Genomic DNA, 16611 nt, shown 5'->3' on the forward strand with positions numbered 1-16611 from the left:
CTCATTAGCTTGGCTAAATATTGGCTGCGCTCCCGATCCGATGTGCCGCGCTCCTAGGATGAGCGAAACGGGGAGGCCTCATGCCGCGATTCACGGTCGACCGGATCGACGACAGCTACGTCGACGAGCGCGGCGTCACCATCCACTTCTCCGTCTGGAAGGCGATCTCGCCCACCGCGATCGTGCAGCTCGCGCACGGCGTCGGCGAGCACGGCCTGCGCTACGAGCAGACCGCCCAGGATCTGGTGAACGCCGGCTTCACCGTCTACGCCGACGACCACCGCGGCCACGGTCGCACCGGACTCAGGCAGCACGCCGGCGACCACGGCCGGCTCGGCCGGCTCGGCGTCGGCGGGCTGCGGGCGACGGTGGATGCGCTGCGCCAGTTCACCGGCATCATCCGCGAGCAGAACCCCGGCATCCCGCTCGTGCTGCTCGGGCACAGCTGGGGCTCGCTCATGGCGCAGATGATCATCGCCGACACCGCCGGCGACTACGACGCCGTGATCCTCAGCGGCACCGCGTTCCGCACGCTGCGCGACATGAACGGCGGCGACCTCGCGAAGCGCTTCGCGAGCGAGGGCCCGAACGGCTGGCTCAGCCGCGACCGCGCCGTGCAGCAGGCCTTCGCCGACGACCCGCTCACGACGAACGCGACCGTGCTGAAGCTCTTCGGCTTCCGCGACGCGCTGCGCCTGCTCGGCACCCCCAAGGCAAAGCTGCCGAAGGACGTTCCGCTGCTCATCGTCATCGGATCCGACGACACCCTCGGCGGCCCTGCCAGCGTCGAGAAGCTCGCCGCCGCCTACCGCGAGCGCGGCGGGCTGTCGGATGTGACGGTCAAGATCTGGGACGGCGCCCGCCACGAGGTGCTCAACGAGACGAACCGGCTCGACGTCATCGCCGATCTGGCGCAGTGGATGAACGCGCGCCTGCGCTACCAGCCGCCCGCGCGCCGCCGCCGTTGACCCGGCTGGCGCTGACGGCCCAGTCGGACCGGCCGACCCCGGCGCATCCGCCCGCCCGCGAAATAAGCTCGTCGCGTGCACGGTGAGTTCAAGGTCCCTGGCGGCAAGCTCGTGGTGGTCGACCTGGAGGTGGTCGACGAGAAGATCGCCGACTTCCGCCTCGCGGGCGACTTCTTCCTCGAACCGGACGACGCGATCCACGCGATCGACGCCGCGGTGAACGGGCTGCCCGCGACGAGCGACCAGAAGACGATCGCCGCGGCCGTGCGCGCGGCGCTGCCCGAGGGCGCGATCCTGCTCGGCTTCCAGCCGGAGTCGGTCGCCACCGCCGTGCGTCGCGCCCTGCAGACCGCCACCGGCTGGGACGACTACGAGTGGGAGCTCGTCTACCCCGGCCCGCTGGACGCGAACACCCACCTCGCGCTCGACCAGGTGCTCACCGAGGAGGTCGCCGCCGGTCGTCGCAAGCCGACGCTGCGCTTCTGGGAGTGGGCGGAGAACGCGGTGATCATCGGCAGCTTCCAGTCGGTGCGCAACGAGGTCGACCCCGAGCAGGCGCAGGCCGAGGGATTCCACGTCGTGCGTCGCATCTCGGGCGGCGGCGCCATGTTCGTCGAGCCGGGCAACGCGATCACCTACTCGATCTACGCGCCCGCCGAGCTCGTCTCGGGCATGACCTTCGCCGACAGCTACGCCTTCCTCGACGAGTGGGTCATCCAGGCCCTGCAGAGCCTGGGGGTGGATGCGAGCTACCAGCCCCTCAACGACATCACCTCGCCCTCGGGCAAGATCGGCGGCGCCGCGCAGAAGCGCCTCGGGGCCGGCGGCGTGCTGCACCACGTGACCATGAGCTACGACATGGACGGCGAGAAGATGGCGCGCGTGCTGCGCATCGGCCGCGAGAAGCTCAGCGACAAGGGCATCGCGAGCGCCGCGAAGCGCGTCGACCCGCTGCGCAGCCAGACCGGCCTGCCGCGCGAGCAAGTCATCGAGCGGATGATCGACACCTTCCGCGGCCAGCACGGTCTCACCGAGGGTGAGATCACGCCCGAGGAGTACGCCGCCGCGGCGAAGCTCGTCGATGAGAAGTTCTCCACCGACGAGTGGCTGAACCGCGTGCCCTGACGCACGTTCAGGGCGAGCACTGAGCGTTCTCCTCCGGAAGGAGGATGCCCGGGGTGGAACGCCCGACCTACTGTCACTGCATGGACTGGGTGATCTTCTTCGGCATCGTCGCCGTCGCGGTGCCCGTGCTCGTCGTCGCGCAGCGCCGCGGCTGGATCGAGCTGCGGGGCGTCGACCGCCCGAGCGGCTCGACCGGCGTCTTCGCCGTCGCCGACGAGCTCTTCGCCCCGACCCGCACCGAGTCGGCCGCCGCCCTCGAGGCGCAGACCCGCATCGGAGCCCCCGCCCCGGTCGCCGGCGACCCGCCGCGGCTCGCCGCACGACTGCCGCGCGACCTCGACATCCCTGTCTTCCCGTCGCCGGCCTCTGCCACGCTCCCCGCGTCGGCGACCGTGCTCGCCCCCGGCGAGCTCATCCCCTCCGCTGTCCCCGCTGCCGCACCGCGTCGGCGCCCCGAGCCTCTGCTCACCGGCGCGGTGCGCATCCAGCTCGACCTGCCGTCGCCCCCGACTCGTCCCATCGGGCGGCACGCGGCCTGACCCGGTCGTCCCGCCGGGCCCCGCTTCGGGAGCGCGTCGCCGAATCCCCCCAGATTGCGCGGCGATGCGCTCCCGAACACCACTGCCGCGATCGTGCGAACGCCGGGCAATGGACGTCGCGTCCACCTCGGCCGCCGTCCGCACCCCGCGAGCCAGCGCCGCCGCTCGCCGCGATCTACTCTTGCCGCATGGCCGAGACCACGAAGATCCAGATGTACGGCGCCGACTGGTGCAGCGACTGCCGCCGCTCGAAGGCGCTGCTCGACCGCGTCGGGGCCGACTACGAGTACATCGACATCGAGAAGGTGGACGGCGGACCCGAGCGAGCGCAGGAGATCAGCGGGCGCATGAACATCCCCGTGCTGCTCTTCCCCGACGGCTCGCACCAGGTCGAGCCGAGCGACAAGGACCTGCAGGCGAAGCTCGACGAGCTCGCCGCCGTCTGACGCGCGGGGCCGCGGGCTGCGTCAGCGCTCGAGCAGCTCCGCGTAGTCGGGGTGCTTGCCGATCCACGCCGCGACGAAGGGGCACTGCGCGACGACGCGATCGCTCGACCCGTCGCGGATCGCGTCGAGCGTGCCGCGCACGAGGAGCGATCCGAGGCCGTGCTCCTGGATGTCGGGGTCGATCTCGGTGTGCGTCAGCGTGATCACGTCGCCGGTCTGGCGGTAGGCGACGAAGCCGATGTCGTCGCCGTCCTGTGTGAGCGCGAAACGGTCGTCGTCGGGGCGGCGGATCACCTGGTAGTCGGTCACGGGGCGACGCTACGCCCGCCCCGACCTGGGGGTGAGGGTGAGGGGCCAACGTGGAGGATGCGCGTCCGCCCCGTCACTACGATGACTCGGTGAGCAACGTGCTGTCGCAGCCCGAGGAGCCGCCGCGCCGTCCGCGGAACCGCACCCCGCGGCCGTCGGCGAAGGTGATCCGCCGACGCCGCATCCTCGTGATCGCGGGCGCCGTGGTCGTCGTCGTGGCGCTCGTCGCCGGACTCGTGCAGGCGCTCGCGCCGCACGACGACCGCACTGCGGCGAACGGATCGGGGTCGCCGAAGCCGACCGCGTCGGCGACCGCGAGCACGACGCCGAGCGGCTCGCCCAACGCATCCACCCCGCCGAGTCCGCCCGGCTTCGACAAGACGCAGTTCTCGATCGACGACCCGGCGAGCATCTGGGTCGTCAGCGACAAGCTGCGTCCGCTCAACCCGGTCGACTACGCGCCCGCCGACCTGACGGCGATGCCGATCCCGACGACGTGGGGTGCGGTGCCGTACCTGCGCAAGCCGGCCGCGGATGCGTTGACGGCGATGACGCAGCAGTACACGGCGGAGACGGGGCTGAACATCCAGATCCAGAGCGATTACCGCAGCTACCAGTCGCAGGTGAAGGTCTACAACGGCTGGGTCGCATCGAAGGGTCAGGCCGCGGCCGACCTGACGAGCGCCCGCCCGGGCTTCAGCGAGCACCAGACCGGACTCGCCGTCGACCTCGTCGGCAACCCCGCGAAGTGCGGGCTCAACGCCTGCTTCGGCGACACCCCGCAGGGCATCTGGCTGGCGACGAACGCCTACAAGTGGGGCTTCATCCTGCGCTACCCGAAGGATCTCACCCCGGTCACCGGCTTCGAGTACGAGCCCTGGCACTTCCGCTACGTCGGCGTCGAGCTGGCGACCGAGATGCACGACACCGGCGTGCAGACCCTCGAGCAGTTCTTCGGCCTCCCCGCCGCCCCCGACTACGCGCCGTAGTTGGAGCCCGGGCAGGCTCCGGGCTAGATCTCGCGGGCGTTGCGCTCGAGGTCGCCGGTCGGCCACGCGCTGAGCGGGGCGCGGACCGGGCGGATGAAGAACGGGCCGTCGAAGGTCTCGCGCCGGTTCCACAGATCGATGGCGTGCAGACGGTTCGACGCGAGGTGCCAGCCGACGGCCTCGTAGAACGGGATCTTGCTGTCGCCCGTCGTCAGCGTGCCGAAGTCGACGCCGAGGTCGGCGAGCACCGCATCCGTCTGGTGCATCAGTCGGCGGCCGAGGCCCGCACCCTGGCGATCGGGGGAGACTCCGACCAGGCCGACGTCGCCGACCAGCACGGATGCGCCGCTCTCGCGGGCGCGGATGAAACGGCGGGCAATGCCGATGTGGGCGAGTAGCTCACCTTCGGTCGAGTCGTCGGCGTCGTCGGCGAAGCCGAGCAGCCGCAGCTCGGGCCGTGAGCCGGCCCACGCCGCCTGCACTCCGCCGGGGTGATCCGGGAACACCCGCACCAGGAACGCGTGGATGCGGGCGAGCTCGGCGTCGTCGAGCTGCGTCTCCCAGCGGACAACCCAGCGCAGCGGCACGGCGCCGCCGCCGGCGTCCGGCAGCCGCTCGTGGATCACGCCGTCATGACTCACGAAGCCGGCGCCGTCAGCAGCGCCGTAGCCCGAGCTCACGCCCCGAGCGCCCGATCGACGATCGTCTTCGCCTCGGCCTGCACCTCGGCCAGGTGCTCCGGCCCGCGGAACGACTCGGCGTAGATCTTGTAGACGTCTTCGGTGCCCGAGGGGCGCGCGGCGAACCAGGCGTGCTCGGTCTGCACCTTGACGCCGCCGATCGCGGCGCCGTTGCCGGGCGCCTCCGAGAGGCGTGCCGTGATCGGGTCGCCGGCGAGCGTGTCGGCCGTGATGTCGGCGCCGCTGAGCTTGCCGAGGCGCGCCTTCTGCTCCTTGGATGCGGCGGCATCCACGCGCGCGTAGGCGGGCGCCCCGAACTCGTCGGTCAGCTCGGCGTACAGCTGCGAGGGCGACTTGCCGGTGACGGCGGTGATCTCGCTGGCGAGCAGGGCGAGCAGGATGCCGTCCTTGTCGGTCGTCCACGCCGATCCGTCGAACTCGAGGAAGCTGGCGCCGGCGCTCTCCTCGCCGCCGAAGCCGACGCTGCCGTCGACGAGGCCGGGTACGAACCACTTGAAGCCGACCGGAACCTCCCAGAGGCGGCGCCCGAGCGACGCGGCGACCCGGTCGATCATCGAGCTGGAGACGAGGGTCTTGCCGATCGCGGCATCCGCGCGCCAGTCGGGGCGGTGCGCGTAGAGGTACTGGATCGCGACGGCGAGGTAGTGGTTCGGATTCATCAGGCCGGCGTCGGGCGTGACGATGCCGTGGCGATCGGCGTCGGCGTCGTTGCCCGTGAGCACCGCGTAGTCGGCGCGGTGCTGCAGCACGGAGGCCATGGCCGAGGGGGACGACGGATCCATGCGGATCTTGCCGTCCCAGTCGAGCGTCATGAAGCGCCAGGTCGGGTCGACGACCGGGTTGACGACCGTGAGGTCGAGGCCGTGCTTCTCGGCGATGAGCGCCCAGTAGTCGACGCTCGCGCCGCCGAGCGGGTCGGCGCCGATGTGCAGACCCGCATTGCGGATCGCGGCGAGGTCGATGATGTTCGCCAGGTCGGCGACGTACTCGCCGCGGAAGTCGTAGCCGTCGACCGAGCTCGGCTCCGTGCGCTTCACATCGCGCAGGCCGTTCGCGATGTGCTCGTTGGCCCGGCCGGCGATCCAGCCTGTCGCATCCGAGTCGGCCGGCCCGCCGTGCGGCGGGTTGTACTTGAAGCCGCCGTCGCGGGGCGGGTTGTGGCTCGGGGTGATGACGATGCCGTCGGCGAGACCCGGGGTGATCGTGGTGCCGTTCGAGCCGAGGGCGCGGTTGTAGCGGATGATCGCGCGGCTCAGCGCGGGCGTCGGCACCCAGCCGTCCTCCGCGTCGGCGAGAGCGTGCACGCCGTTCGCCGCGAGCACCTCGAGCGCGGTCTTCTCGGCGGGCCGGGAGAGGCCGTGGGTGTCGCTGCCGATGAACAGCGGACCGTCGATGCCCTGCTCGGTGCGGTAGTCGACGATCGCCTGCGTGATCGCGGCGATGTGGGTCTCGTTGAAGGCCGTGTCGAGGCTCGAACCGCGGTGACCGCTCGTGCCGAAGGCGACCTTCTGCGCCGGGTCGGCGACGTCGGGCACCCGCTGGTAGTAGGCATCCACGAGCTCGCGCACGTCGATGAGGTCGGATTCCTGGGCGGGGGAGCCGGCGCGGTCCGTCATGGGGTCAGTCTGGCATCGGCACCCGGTCGGTGTACCCCGGGCAGGGGTGGAAATCCAGCAGAGACTCAAGGATTCGTCCCCCGAAAGCGGAGGCGCGGCGGCTCAGCGGGTCCACTTAGCCTCGAACGCGTGAGTCCGGGGGGACTCGCGAGGGAGTCTTCGATGAGCGACGAGCGTCAGCAGGCCGGCTGGTATCCGGACCCGAGCGGAGCGCGCCAGCTGCGCTGGTGGAACGGTCACGCCTTCACCGACCTGGTCTCGGATGCCGAAGACGAGGAGCAGAACGAGGTCGCGGATGCGCTGCTCATCCCGGCCCCGGTCGAGCCCGTGATCGCGGAGCCGATCGCGACGGCGCCCATCGCGTCGGCGCCGGTTGCGCCGGCCACGCCTGCCGCGGCCCCGTCCGCCGCGTCGACCTTCCGCGCCCCCGAGATGCCGCTCGAGCCGATGCCCCTCGAGCCCATGCCGCTGCCTCTCGACCTCGACCTGCCCGCACCGGCCGCGTCCGAGCGCATCGGCGGCGGACTGCTCGACACCCTCGACACCGCCGCGCTCGCCGACTTCGAGGCGCAGCTCGCCGCCGACTTCTCGGCCGAGGCGCCGGTCGCGCCCGAGCCGACCATCGCGTCCGCGCACCACGAAGCGCCCGCGGCGCCGGCCGCACCCGCTTTCGCCGGCGCCGACCTCGACGCGGTCTTCGACGCGAGCTTCGGCTCGGCATCTGCCGCCGGGGCCCTCACCCTCGACGAGGAGATCGCCCAGCTGCTCGGCGGAACGCGCCGTCGCTGAACCCGACCGCGCCGCGTCGCTAGGCTTCGGGTCATGCCCGCCCAGCCCGACGCGTCCCCGGTCTACAGCTACCTGGGCCCGGTCGGCACCTTCACCTGGACGGCGCTGAACCAGGCGCCCGAAGCCGTCGGCGGCGAATGGCGCAGCGTCAACAACGTCGGCGAGGCGCTGGACGACGTGATCAGCGGCCGCAGCATCGGCGCGATGATCGCGATCGAGAACAGCGTCGAGGGCGGTGTGAGCGCGACGCAGGATGCGCTGGCGTCGATCCCCGGGCTGCGCATCACGGGCGAGTACCTGGTGCGGGTCGACTTCGACCTCGTCGCCCGACCCGGGACGGCGCTCGCCGACGTGACGACCGTCGCCGCGCATCCCGTCGCCTACGCGCAGACGCACCTCTGGCTCGACAAGGCCGTGCCGACGCACGCGCACCTGCCCGCGACGTCGAACGTCGCCGCGCCGACCGCGCTGCTGAACGGGTCGCCCGCCGACGCCGCCGTCGCGCCGCACGGCATCACCCAGCACCTCGCGCTCGACACCCTCGCCGAGCACATCGGCGACAACCAGAACGCGGTCACCCGCTTCGTCATGGTCAGCCGGTCCGGCCGCATCCCCGAGCGCACCGGCGCCGACAAGACGAGCATCATCGTCGAGCTGCCGAGCGACGCCGCCGGAAGCCTCCTCGACATGCTCGAGCAGTTCGCGACCCGCGGAGTGAACATGAGCCTGCTCGAGTCGCGTCCGATCGGCGACGAGCTCGGCCGCTACCGCTTCGTCATCGACCTCGACGGCCACGTGCACGACGAGCGGGTCGCGGATGCGCTGCTCGGCCTCAAGCGCTTCAGCCCGCGCGTCACCTTCCTCGGCTCGTACCCGCGCGCCGACCGCCGACCGGTCGTGCTCGAGAGCCGCTACCGCGACGAGGTCTTCATCGAGGCGCGCGATTGGCTGCGCGGCATCCTCTCGGGCGAGCCCGACGGTGAGGATGCGGTGGAGGACGCGGGGGAGGCGCTTCCGGGTCTGGTCGTGCGCGAACTCGACGACGCCGCCCCGGGCCAGCACGGAGCCGACGACCAGGGGCCTCAGGCAGGCTGACCGGATGAGCGTCGACCCCCGCTACGCCGCGCGATTCCAGCGCGGATTCGACCCGAGCGAGCACGGAGCGGGGGATGCGGCGGGGGCCGCGCCCGCGGCGGGTGACACGCGCAGCGCGTCGTCATCCGGTTCCGGCGCGGCTGATCACGCGTCGAACCCGTTCACTCGCCCCGGCGCCGCGCGGATCGGCGAACCGCCGGTGGGCGCGGCCCCGTCGCCGTATTCCCGAGACGGCGCCGCGTCGCTCGGGACCGCGGCCGGTGCGGCGCCGCCCGACTCGGCCGGCTCAGACTCGCGAGCGTCGGCGCCTCCGTCGATCCCGCCGAGCGCGAGCGAACCCGCGACGATCGGTCCCGCCTCGGCCACGCCGCGCGCGACCCGGCCTGTGCGTCTGGGGCCGAATGGCGAACGCGTCGAGCCGGCTCGCGTCGACGATCCGATCGCCGATCACGCGACGCGCTACGCCGAGGTCGCCGACGAGCTGACCGACGACGAACTCGGCGAGCTGGGGCTCATTCCACGTCATCGCATCAATCCGTGGACCGTCGCGCTCGCCGTGGTCTCGCTCGTCGCTCTCGTCCTCGCCGTCGCGCTCTCGATGAGCACCTATGAGATGCAGGCCGACTCCGGTTACGGATTCGACTCGGATCGCGATGCGGCCGATCAGACGTGGGTCTTCTTCCTGCAGCAGGCGGGTCAGACGCTCGCCGAACCGCTGTATTTCGTCGGCGTTCTCGGCAGCGCCGTGACGATCGTGCTCCTGGTGGTCTTGCGGAGGCGACGATGACGTCGTCACCGCGGCCCTCGCTGCGTGGCGCATTCGTCGTCGGCTGGATCGCCTTCGCGGTCGCCACCGTCGTGATGCTCTCCGGGCTCTCGTTCGTGTGGCAGAGCTCCTACTGGGCGGTTGAGGCGGCAGTCGATCCGAACGCCTTCGCCGACAGCCAGCGCTTCTGGGCGCTCTCGTCAGCGATCGATCCGGCGATCAAGGCCGCGATGACGCTCGCGCCGCTGCTGCTCGTCGCGTTGCTCGCCGGACACGCGCTGCGCTGGCACCGGGCGCAGGTCGTCCGACCGTCGGTCTCGCCGGGCGGGTCGGACGTCGCGTCCGATTAGCTGGCCTCAGGCGCTGACGGCCGCCTCCGGCTGATCGGTGCTGAGCCGGTGCCCGGCGGGCAGCCGCACCTCGAGCGCGAGCGGATCGACCGTGGTGCGGAACGCGACCACCTCGCCGAACACATCCCCGTCGAGTTCGAACTCGTCGGGCTTCTCGATGCGCACCGTGAACTGCTTGCCCTTGAGGTAGCGCAGCGTGCGCACCTCCTTGGTGAGCGACATGAGCTTGCGGCCGGCCTGGCTGCGGCGCAGCACGCCGTTCTCCCACACGATCTTCGTCCAGATCTGCAGCCAGCCGAAGAAGCCCTCGGGCCGCAGGGCGACGATGTCGAACTCGCCGTCGTCGACGGCCGCCTCGGGCAGCAGCAGGATGTTGCCGGGCAGCGATCCGCAGTTTCCGACGAGCAGGGTGTGCACGCTCATCGCGCCGGCGGGGCCGTCGTCGAGCTCGTAGCGGATGCGCAGCCGGTCGCGGTCGCGCAGGGAGCGCACGATCGCATCCACGTAGGCGATCCAGCCGACTTTCTTCTTGAGCTCGGCGTTCGTGTTGACGACCATCTGGGCGTCGATGCCGATGCCGGCCATGACGAGGAAGGCGTGCTCTTCGCGCGAGCCGTCCTCGCGCTCGAGGCGGGCGATGCCGAGGTCGATCTTGCGGTCTTCTCCGGTGAAGGCCGTCTCGATCGAGCCCTCGACGTGCGCCAGGTTCAGATCGAGGTTGCGGGCGAGCAGGTTGCCGGTGCCGCTCGGCAGCAGGGCGAGCGCTGTGTCGGTGTCGCGCAGCGCCTCGGCGACCGCGCGCACCGTTCCGTCGCCGCCCGCCGCGATCACGACCTCGACGCCCTCGGACACAGCCTGGCGGGTGGGACCCTGCCCCGGATCCTCGACGCTCGTCTCGAGCCAGAGCGTCTCGGCCCAGCCGTGCTCGGCCTCGGCGGCGGCGATCGCGGTGCGCAGGCGCTGCTCGTCGACCTTGATCGGGTTGAAGACGATGGCGGCGCGGCGGGGCTTCGGGGCGTCGGAGGGGGCCGGCATGGCTCAAAAGTAGGGCACGCATGCCGCGCCGGGCATGCGCACGAGGCGGAGGCTCAGCTAATGCGGCGTGAATAGACTGAGCGCGTGATCGATCCCCAGCTGCTGCGTGACGACCCCGAGCTGGTGAAGGAGTCGCAGCGCTCTCGCGGCGCCAGCGTCGAGCTCGTCGACCAGGCCGTCGAGGCGGATGCCGCCCGCCGCGCCGCGATCACCTCCTTCGAGTCGCTGCGCGCCGAGCAGAACGCCTTCGGCAAGACCGTCGCGAAGGCGCCCAAGGACGAGAAGGCCGCGCTCGTCGCGCAGGCCCAGGAGCTGGCCGCGCAGGTCAAGGCCGCGCAGGCGCGGGTCACCGAGGCCGAGGCCGACTTCACCCGCATCGTCGGCTCGCTCGGCAACATCCCCATCGCGGGCGTGCCCGCCGGCGGCGAAGACGACTACACGGTGCTGCGGGAGGTCGGCGCGATCCCGACCTTCGACTTCCCGGTGCGCGACCACCTCGAGATCGGCGAGAAGCTCGACGCGATCGACATGGACCGCGGCGTCAAGGTGTCGGGCGCCCGCTTCTACTTCCTCAAGGGCGTCGGCGCGCGCCTCGAGTACGCGCTGCTCAGCTACGGCCTGCAGACCGCGCTCGACGAGGGCTTCATCCCGATGATCCCGCCGACGCTCGTGCGGCCCGAGATCATGCAGGGCACCGGCTTCCTCGGCGCTCACGCCGACGAGATCTACCGCCTCGAGGCCGACGACCTCTACCTCACCGGTACCAGCGAGGTCGCCCTCGCCGGGTACCACAAAGACGAGATCCTCGATCTGACCGACGGCCCGCTGCGCTATGCCGGATGGTCGACCTGCTACCGCCGCGAGGCCGGGTCGCACGGCAAGGACAACCGCGGCATCATCCGCGTGCACCAGTTCCAGAAGCTCGAGATGTTCGTCTACATCACGCCCGAGGATGCGGAGGCCGAGCACGCGCGCCTCGTCGCCGCGCAGGAGCGGATGCTGCAGTCGCTCGGCCTCAGCTACCGCGTGATCGACACGGCCGCGGGCGACCTCGGCTCGAGCGCCGCGCGCAAGTACGACGTCGAGGCGTGGGTTCCCACGCAGGACAAGTACCGCGAGCTCACCTCGACCTCGAACTGCACGACGTTCCAGGCGCGTCGCCTCGACATCCGCCAGCGCGGCGAGGACGGCAAGACGGCGCCCGTGGCGACGCTCAACGGAACCCTCGCGACGACCCGCTGGCTCGTCGCGCTGCTCGAGACGCACCAGCGCGAAGACGGCTCGGTGTGGGTGCCGGAGCCGCTGCGGCCGTGGCTCGGCGGACTCGAGATCCTCGAGCCCGTCCGATGAGCTCGGCGGCGGGCTCGGCTGACGCCGCCGACGCCGCGGCCGGCGCCGCCGGGGCCGCCGGGGCGGAGCGCTGGCTCGTCGCGCTCGACGTCGACGGCACGATCCTCGGCGAAGACGGCTCGCTCGCGCCCGAGGTCGTGGCGGAGGTCGCCCGCGTCGTCGCCGCCGGACACGAGGTCATGCTCGCGACCGGGCGCAGCGCATCCATGACCCTGCCGATCGTCGAGCGGCTGGGCATCGCGCCCGAGTTCCTGGTGTGCGCGAACGGCGCGCTCGTGCTGCGCCGCGATCCGACGGCGCCGGTCGGCTACAGCCGCATGCACGTCGAGACCTTCGCCCCGCGGCAGGTGCTGACGACGATCGGCGAGAACCTCGAGAACGCGAGCTACGCGGTGGAGGGCTCCGACGGGGTGTTCCACTACACGGGAGCGTTCCCCGAGGGCGTGCTGCTGCCGTCGAGCATCGAGACGCCGTTCGAGGGACTGCTCGACCTCGAGTCGACGCGCGTCGTCGTGCTCTCGCCGGGTCACGACACCGAGGACTTCCTGCGGGTCGTCGACAGCATGGGCCTGCACCAGGTCAGCTACAACATCGGCTGGACGGCGTGGCTCGACATCGCGCCCGAGGGTGTCAACAAGGCGACCGGGCTCGAGCACGTGATCGCGGCGACGCCGTTCCCGGTGACGACGAACCTGCTCGTCGCCGGCGACGGACGCAACGACATCGACATGCTCGAGTGGGCGGCAGCCCGCGGCGCCGTCGCCGTCGCGATGGGCCAGGCGCCCGAAGAGGTCAAGGACGCGGCGACCGAGATCACCTACCCGGTCGAGCAGCACGGCCTCGCGCGCGCCCTTGCGGCGCACTTCCCGGGCTGAGCTCCTCGTAGCGCGGTCTCGCGGCCCGCGCATCCGACGTGGCGCAGAGCGGGCGCTCGCGGCGGCTGGGTCAGCGCGGATGCCGGGGCGGCGGCGCGAGGAGCGCTCGCGCCGCCGCGGTTCCGGGCAGCTCGTGCCCGGGGTTCGGCTGGACGGTCATGGGATGCGACCGATCAGCGGGTGTAGAGCGCGTACCGCAGGCGGTCGGCCTCGGCGCGCTCGAGCTGCGACTGACGCAGCTCGATGGGGTTCGCCCGCCACGGCGTGCGGTCGCGCAGCACGAGGGGCCGACGGCTCCAGGTGATCAGCGCGAGACCGAGGCGCAGGGCGAGGCGGTCGATCAGGCCGCGGTGGCGGCGCAGCTCCGGCGCGGTGAGCGTCGGGCGCTGGGCCGTGTGCTGCTCGGCCGAGACGGGCGAGGCGAGCGGTTGCGGCGGGTGGGCGGTGGTCTGAGCATCGTGCGCCGCGGCGCTCGAGTGCTCGGTGGTGGTGTCGCGGTCGGTGGTCGACGCGGACAGGGCGGTATGCACGAGTGTGTCCTCACGGTTCGGCCCGGCGGCGCGCATCCTCGTGGGATCCGCGGTCGTCGGGTCGGATGTCGCGGCGTGGTGCCGCGGGATGCCGCGTGCGCCGGGGTGAAGCCGGAGCGGCGACGGGGGACCGACCACGGGCGAGCGGATGCTCGATCCCGGGTCGGGAGGCGGGGCGAGGTGCGCCGTGATCGCGAGGGTCATCGCCGGCCGGGCGTCGCGCGGGAGTGCGGACGGACGGTCGGCGTCGATCGTCAGGATCGACGGGGCGTCGGCTTCGTGGGCATCGCCACCGCGGAGAGCGGGGCGGAAGGTGCCCCGGTGCTATCCGGCGATGAGGACGCCGACGAAGCCAGCGCGCTGTGCTGCGATTGCAGTGCGGTTCGGCATGAGAACGAACATGGCTGGCTCCTTTCGTGAGTCGGTATCGGTTGCCCACCGTAGCCAGGGTCGGGAGGTGGCGCAACCCCTGCGCGGCGCGTCGCGCGACTTCCGGTGCTGACGCCGCTCCAGCGGATGGATGCGCGCAAGCTTGCATGCAAGGCGTAGAGTCGGGCGCATGGCCGAGCCGAAGACCGCATCCCCGCCCGTGTCGGAGACGGAGGGCAGCGCCGCCGACCGCGCCTACGCGGCGACGAAAGACGCGATCATCCGCGGCGAGCTGGAGTCGGGTGCCCTGCTCAGCGAGGCCGTGATCGCCGGCGAGCTCGGCATCTCGCGCACCCCCGTGCACGAGGCGTTCCTGCGACTCGCGGCGGAGGGGCTGCTCATCCTCGCCTCCCGTCGTGGCGCCGTCGTGCGCCCGCTGTCGCCGAGCGAGGCCGATGACGTGCTCGAGATGCGGGAGGCGATCGAGGCGAGCTGCGCGGCCCGGGTGATCGCGGGTGACCGCGTCGCCGAGGTGCTGCCCGAGCTGAAGGCGTTGCTCGCCGAGCAGCAGGCCGCGGTCGACTCCGACGATCTCGACCGCTTCATCGACGCCGACGACCGACTGCACGCCGCGGTGATCGCGGCGGCGCGCAATCCGGTCGCATCCCAGTTCGCGGGACTGCTGCGCGATCGACAGCATCGGATGCGCAACCTGCTGATCCGGGTGAAGTCGGGTCAGATGGCCGCCGCGCTCAAGGACCACACGAAGCTCGTGCGCGCGATCGAGAAGCGGGACGCGGCCGCCTACGCCGAGACCCTGCGCACCCACGTCAACCGGAACCGCGGCGTGCTGTGAGCGGGCTGCTGACGCCGATCGACGGGAACGATCTGACGACCGAGGCGGGTGCGGGTGCGAGTCCGAACGCCGGTGACGGTCCGACTGCGATCACCGCGGGCCTCGCCACTGATCGCGGAGCCCCTGCGGGCGCCGCGTCCGCGTCAACTCCCGCCGACTCGATCCGGCGGTCCGCGCATCCCGCTCGCTCGTCGCGCCCGGCCCGCCCGCCGCGTCGCGCCTGGCCGCTGCTCTGGGGAGCGATGTTCGCCTGCTCGTGGGGCGGCAACCAGTTCAGCCCGCTGCTGCTGCTCTACGTGCACGAGCAGCACTTCAGCGAGGTCGCCGTGACGGTGCTGCTCGGCGTCTACGTGCTCGGGCTGATCCCCGCGCTGCTGCTGGCCGGGTCGCTGAGCGACCGGCACGGGCGGCGTCCGGTCGTGATCGTCGGCGTGATCGCGGCGCTGATCGGCAGCGGACTGCTCGCCCTTGGCGGACTCGGCTTCGGCTGGCTCATGGCCGGGCGGCTGCTCAGCGGTGTGACGGTCGGCGTGGCGATGTCGGCGGGCATCAGCTGGATGAAGGAGCTCTCGCAGGCGCCCCACGATCCGGGTGCGGATGCGGCGTCTGGTGCCCGCCGCGGCTCGCTCGCCTTCACGCTCGGGTCGGCCGCGGGCGCGCTCGTCGCCGGAGTTCTGGCCCAGTGGGGGCCGATCCCGACGGTGCTGCCCTTCGCCATCCACCTCGTCGTCGCGGTGCCGTTCGTGGTGCTCGTGACGCGGCTGCCGGAGACGGCGCTGGGGGCCGTCGGTGCTGCCCGTGCTGGCCAAGCGGATGCGGGCGCGGATGCGCGAGGTGCGGTCGGCGTCGGCGCGACCGACACCACCGGTGTCGGGTCGGACGTACGCGGTGTCGGCGGCCCGTGGTGGGCTCAGCTGCGCATCCCGGCCGCGTCGCACAAGCGCTTCGTGCGTGTCGTCGCCGTCGCGGCGCCGTGGATCTTCGCGGCCGCGGCGATGGGCTACGGCTACCTGCCGACGCGCCTCGCCGACCAGACGGCGCCGTTCGGAATCGCCTACGCGACCGCCGCGACGGTCATCGCGCTGGGGGCGTCGAGCCTCATCCAGCCGGTCGCCCGCCGCGTGCACTCCCTCGAGTCGGCGCGCGGACTCGGCGTCGGCACCCTCGGCATCGCCGCCGGCCTGGTGCTCGTGACGATCGCGATCGTCATCGGCTCGCCCGTGCTCGGCCTCGTCGCGAACGCGGTGCTGGGATGCGGCTTCGGCATCTCGCTCGTCAGCGGACTGCTCGAGGTGCAGCGCATCGCGGGCGCCCGCGATCTCGCCGGCCTGACGGGCGTCTTCTACGCCCTCGCCTACGCGGGCTTCCTGCTGCCGACGGCCATTTCGGCGCTCGCCCTCGTCATCCCGGCGATCGACCTGCTCGTCGCCGTCGTCGCGCTGGCGGCGCTCGCGATCGTCGTCGTGCGCCTCTCGTCGCGGCGGCACCTGCCGGAGGGGTGAGGCTGCCGGCCGAGTTCGGCCCAGCGCGGGGCGCGACGCGTGATGTCGAGGCGAGCCGGGGTCCGCTGCGGGCCCCGAGGCTCGGCGTGCATCCACTCGAATCGATCGGTCGCCAACTGTCGCCATCGGTCGTTCTGAGCGACAGTTCGCGACCGATCGATTGCGTCTGAGGATGCGCGGGCCGGTCGGGTAGCCTCGGACTCACCTGGAGGGCTGTCCGAGCGGCCGAAGGATCCGGTCTTGAAAACCGGCAGACAGAAATGTCTCGGGGGTTCGAATCCCCCGCCCTCCGCCAACCTGAACGAGCAGTCTGCCCCGACTTCACAGGCCTCGAGGCGATTACCTCGGCTGCCGATCGGTGTGGATGCCCACACTCTGCCCACATTCGAAGGCGATCAGGG

At 71.8% G+C, this 16611-nt stretch carries 18 protein-coding genes and 1 tRNA gene; 14 read left to right on the forward strand and 5 right to left on the reverse strand.

The features are described from left to right. Nucleotides 1-80: 80 nt before the first annotated feature. The 4 genes from FJ657_RS05155 to FJ657_RS05170 all read left to right on the forward strand — a co-directional run bounded on the left by FJ657_RS05155 (nt 81) and on the right by FJ657_RS05170 (nt 3078). Nucleotides 81-968 (forward strand): alpha/beta fold hydrolase, encoded by an 888-nt coding sequence (locus FJ657_RS05155; RefSeq protein WP_141162543.1) that lies wholly within the window; start codon nt 81-83, stop codon nt 966-968. A 75-nt stretch (nt 969-1043) separates the two neighbouring features. Beyond that, nucleotides 1044-2093, forward strand: a complete 1050-nt coding sequence (lplAB, locus tag FJ657_RS05160) for a lipoate-protein ligase LplAB (protein WP_141162544.1) — start codon at nt 1044-1046, stop codon at nt 2091-2093. Nucleotides 2094-2173: 80 nt separating this feature from the next. After that, complete coding sequence (locus tag FJ657_RS05165; protein ID WP_141162545.1) at nt 2174-2632, forward strand: hypothetical protein; 459 nt, start codon at nt 2174-2176, stop codon at nt 2630-2632. A 188-nt stretch (nt 2633-2820) separates the two neighbouring features. Next, a complete protein-coding gene (locus FJ657_RS05170; protein ID WP_141162546.1) occupies nt 2821-3078 on the forward strand; it encodes a glutaredoxin domain-containing protein in 258 nt (85 codons plus the stop codon). A gap of 21 nt (nt 3079-3099) precedes the next feature. On the opposite strand, the gene FJ657_RS05175 is transcribed toward FJ657_RS05170, so the two are convergent. Continuing rightward, the gene (locus FJ657_RS05175; RefSeq protein WP_255447149.1) at nt 3100-3387 is read right to left on the reverse strand and encodes a GNAT family N-acetyltransferase; all 288 of its coding nucleotides are present in this window, start codon (nt 3385-3387) and stop codon (nt 3100-3102) included. 89 nt (nt 3388-3476) lie between these two features. Between FJ657_RS05175 and FJ657_RS05180 the strand changes: the two genes are divergently transcribed. Beyond that, nucleotides 3477-4376, forward strand: a complete 900-nt coding sequence (locus tag FJ657_RS05180; RefSeq protein WP_255447150.1) for a M15 family metallopeptidase — start codon at nt 3477-3479, stop codon at nt 4374-4376. 23 nt (nt 4377-4399) lie between these two features. On the opposite strand, the gene FJ657_RS05185 is transcribed toward FJ657_RS05180, so the two are convergent. Continuing rightward, nucleotides 4400-5056: a GNAT family N-acetyltransferase gene (locus FJ657_RS05185; protein ID WP_141162547.1), complete on the reverse strand. Its 657-nt coding sequence runs from the start codon at nt 5054-5056 to the stop codon at nt 4400-4402. Next, a complete protein-coding gene (gene pgm, locus FJ657_RS05190; protein WP_141162548.1) occupies nt 5053-6693 on the reverse strand; it encodes a phosphoglucomutase (alpha-D-glucose-1,6-bisphosphate-dependent) in 1641 nt (546 codons plus the stop codon). Before pgm ends, FJ657_RS05185 begins: the two co-directional genes overlap by 4 nt. 162 nt (nt 6694-6855) lie before the next feature. Here pgm and FJ657_RS05195 point away from each other — a divergent pair, with 162 nt between their 5' ends. Genes FJ657_RS05195 through FJ657_RS05210 form a run of 4 tightly spaced genes read left to right on the forward strand, consistent with a single transcriptional unit; the run spans nt 6856 to nt 9693 of the window. Continuing rightward, on the forward strand, nt 6856-7482 hold the full coding sequence (locus FJ657_RS05195; protein WP_141162549.1) for a DUF2510 domain-containing protein: 627 nt from the start codon (nt 6856-6858) through the stop codon (nt 7480-7482). 33 nt (nt 7483-7515) lie between these two features. Further along, nucleotides 7516-8577 carry a prephenate dehydratase gene (gene pheA, locus FJ657_RS05200; RefSeq protein ID WP_141162550.1) on the forward strand — a complete coding sequence of 354 codons (1062 nt, stop codon included), beginning with the start codon at nt 7516-7518 and terminating at the stop codon, nt 8575-8577. Between the two features lie 4 nt (nt 8578-8581). After that, a complete protein-coding gene (locus FJ657_RS05205) occupies nt 8582-9364 on the forward strand; it encodes a hypothetical protein (protein WP_141162551.1) in 783 nt (260 codons plus the stop codon). After that, complete coding sequence (locus FJ657_RS05210; RefSeq protein ID WP_141162552.1) at nt 9361-9693, forward strand: hypothetical protein; 333 nt, start codon at nt 9361-9363, stop codon at nt 9691-9693. The genes FJ657_RS05205 and FJ657_RS05210 overlap by 4 nt, the downstream gene beginning before the upstream one ends. Nucleotides 9694-9699: 6 nt before the next feature. Here FJ657_RS05210 and FJ657_RS05215 read toward each other — a convergent pair whose 3' ends face one another. Continuing rightward, entirely contained in the window at nt 9700-10728 is a 1029-nt protein-coding gene (locus FJ657_RS05215; RefSeq protein ID WP_141162553.1) for a diacylglycerol/lipid kinase family protein, read from the reverse strand. A gap of 84 nt (nt 10729-10812) precedes the next feature. Between FJ657_RS05215 and serS the strand changes: the two genes are divergently transcribed. Both serS and FJ657_RS05225 read left to right on the forward strand, forming a co-directional pair. After that, on the forward strand, nt 10813-12078 hold the full coding sequence (serS, locus tag FJ657_RS05220) for a serine--tRNA ligase (RefSeq protein ID WP_141162554.1): 1266 nt from the start codon (nt 10813-10815) through the stop codon (nt 12076-12078). Beyond that, on the forward strand, nt 12075-12953 hold the full coding sequence (locus FJ657_RS05225; protein WP_141162555.1) for an HAD family hydrolase: 879 nt from the start codon (nt 12075-12077) through the stop codon (nt 12951-12953). Before serS ends, FJ657_RS05225 begins: the two co-directional genes overlap by 4 nt. Before the next feature lie 173 nt (nt 12954-13126). Here FJ657_RS05225 and FJ657_RS05230 read toward each other — a convergent pair whose 3' ends face one another. After that, nucleotides 13127-13483 carry a hypothetical protein gene (locus tag FJ657_RS05230; RefSeq protein WP_141162556.1) on the reverse strand — a complete coding sequence of 119 codons (357 nt, stop codon included), beginning with the start codon at nt 13481-13483 and terminating at the stop codon, nt 13127-13129. A gap of 559 nt (nt 13484-14042) precedes the next feature. Between FJ657_RS05230 and FJ657_RS05235 the strand changes: the two genes are divergently transcribed. From FJ657_RS05235 to FJ657_RS05245, 3 genes are all read left to right on the forward strand, one after another. Further along, entirely contained in the window at nt 14043-14708 is a 666-nt protein-coding gene (locus FJ657_RS05235; RefSeq protein WP_181408872.1) for a GntR family transcriptional regulator, read from the forward strand. 242 nt (nt 14709-14950) lie between these two features. After that, the gene (locus FJ657_RS05240; RefSeq protein ID WP_141162558.1) at nt 14951-16210 is read left to right on the forward strand and encodes an MFS transporter; all 1260 of its coding nucleotides are present in this window, start codon (nt 14951-14953) and stop codon (nt 16208-16210) included. Between the two features lie 207 nt (nt 16211-16417). Next, nucleotides 16418-16505 (forward strand) — tRNA-Ser (locus tag FJ657_RS05245). Nucleotides 16506-16611 lie beyond the last annotated feature (106 nt).

The organism is Schumannella soli, from assembly GCF_006517435.1.
Taxonomy (GTDB): Bacteria; Actinomycetota; Actinomycetes; order Actinomycetales; family Microbacteriaceae; genus Schumannella; species Schumannella soli.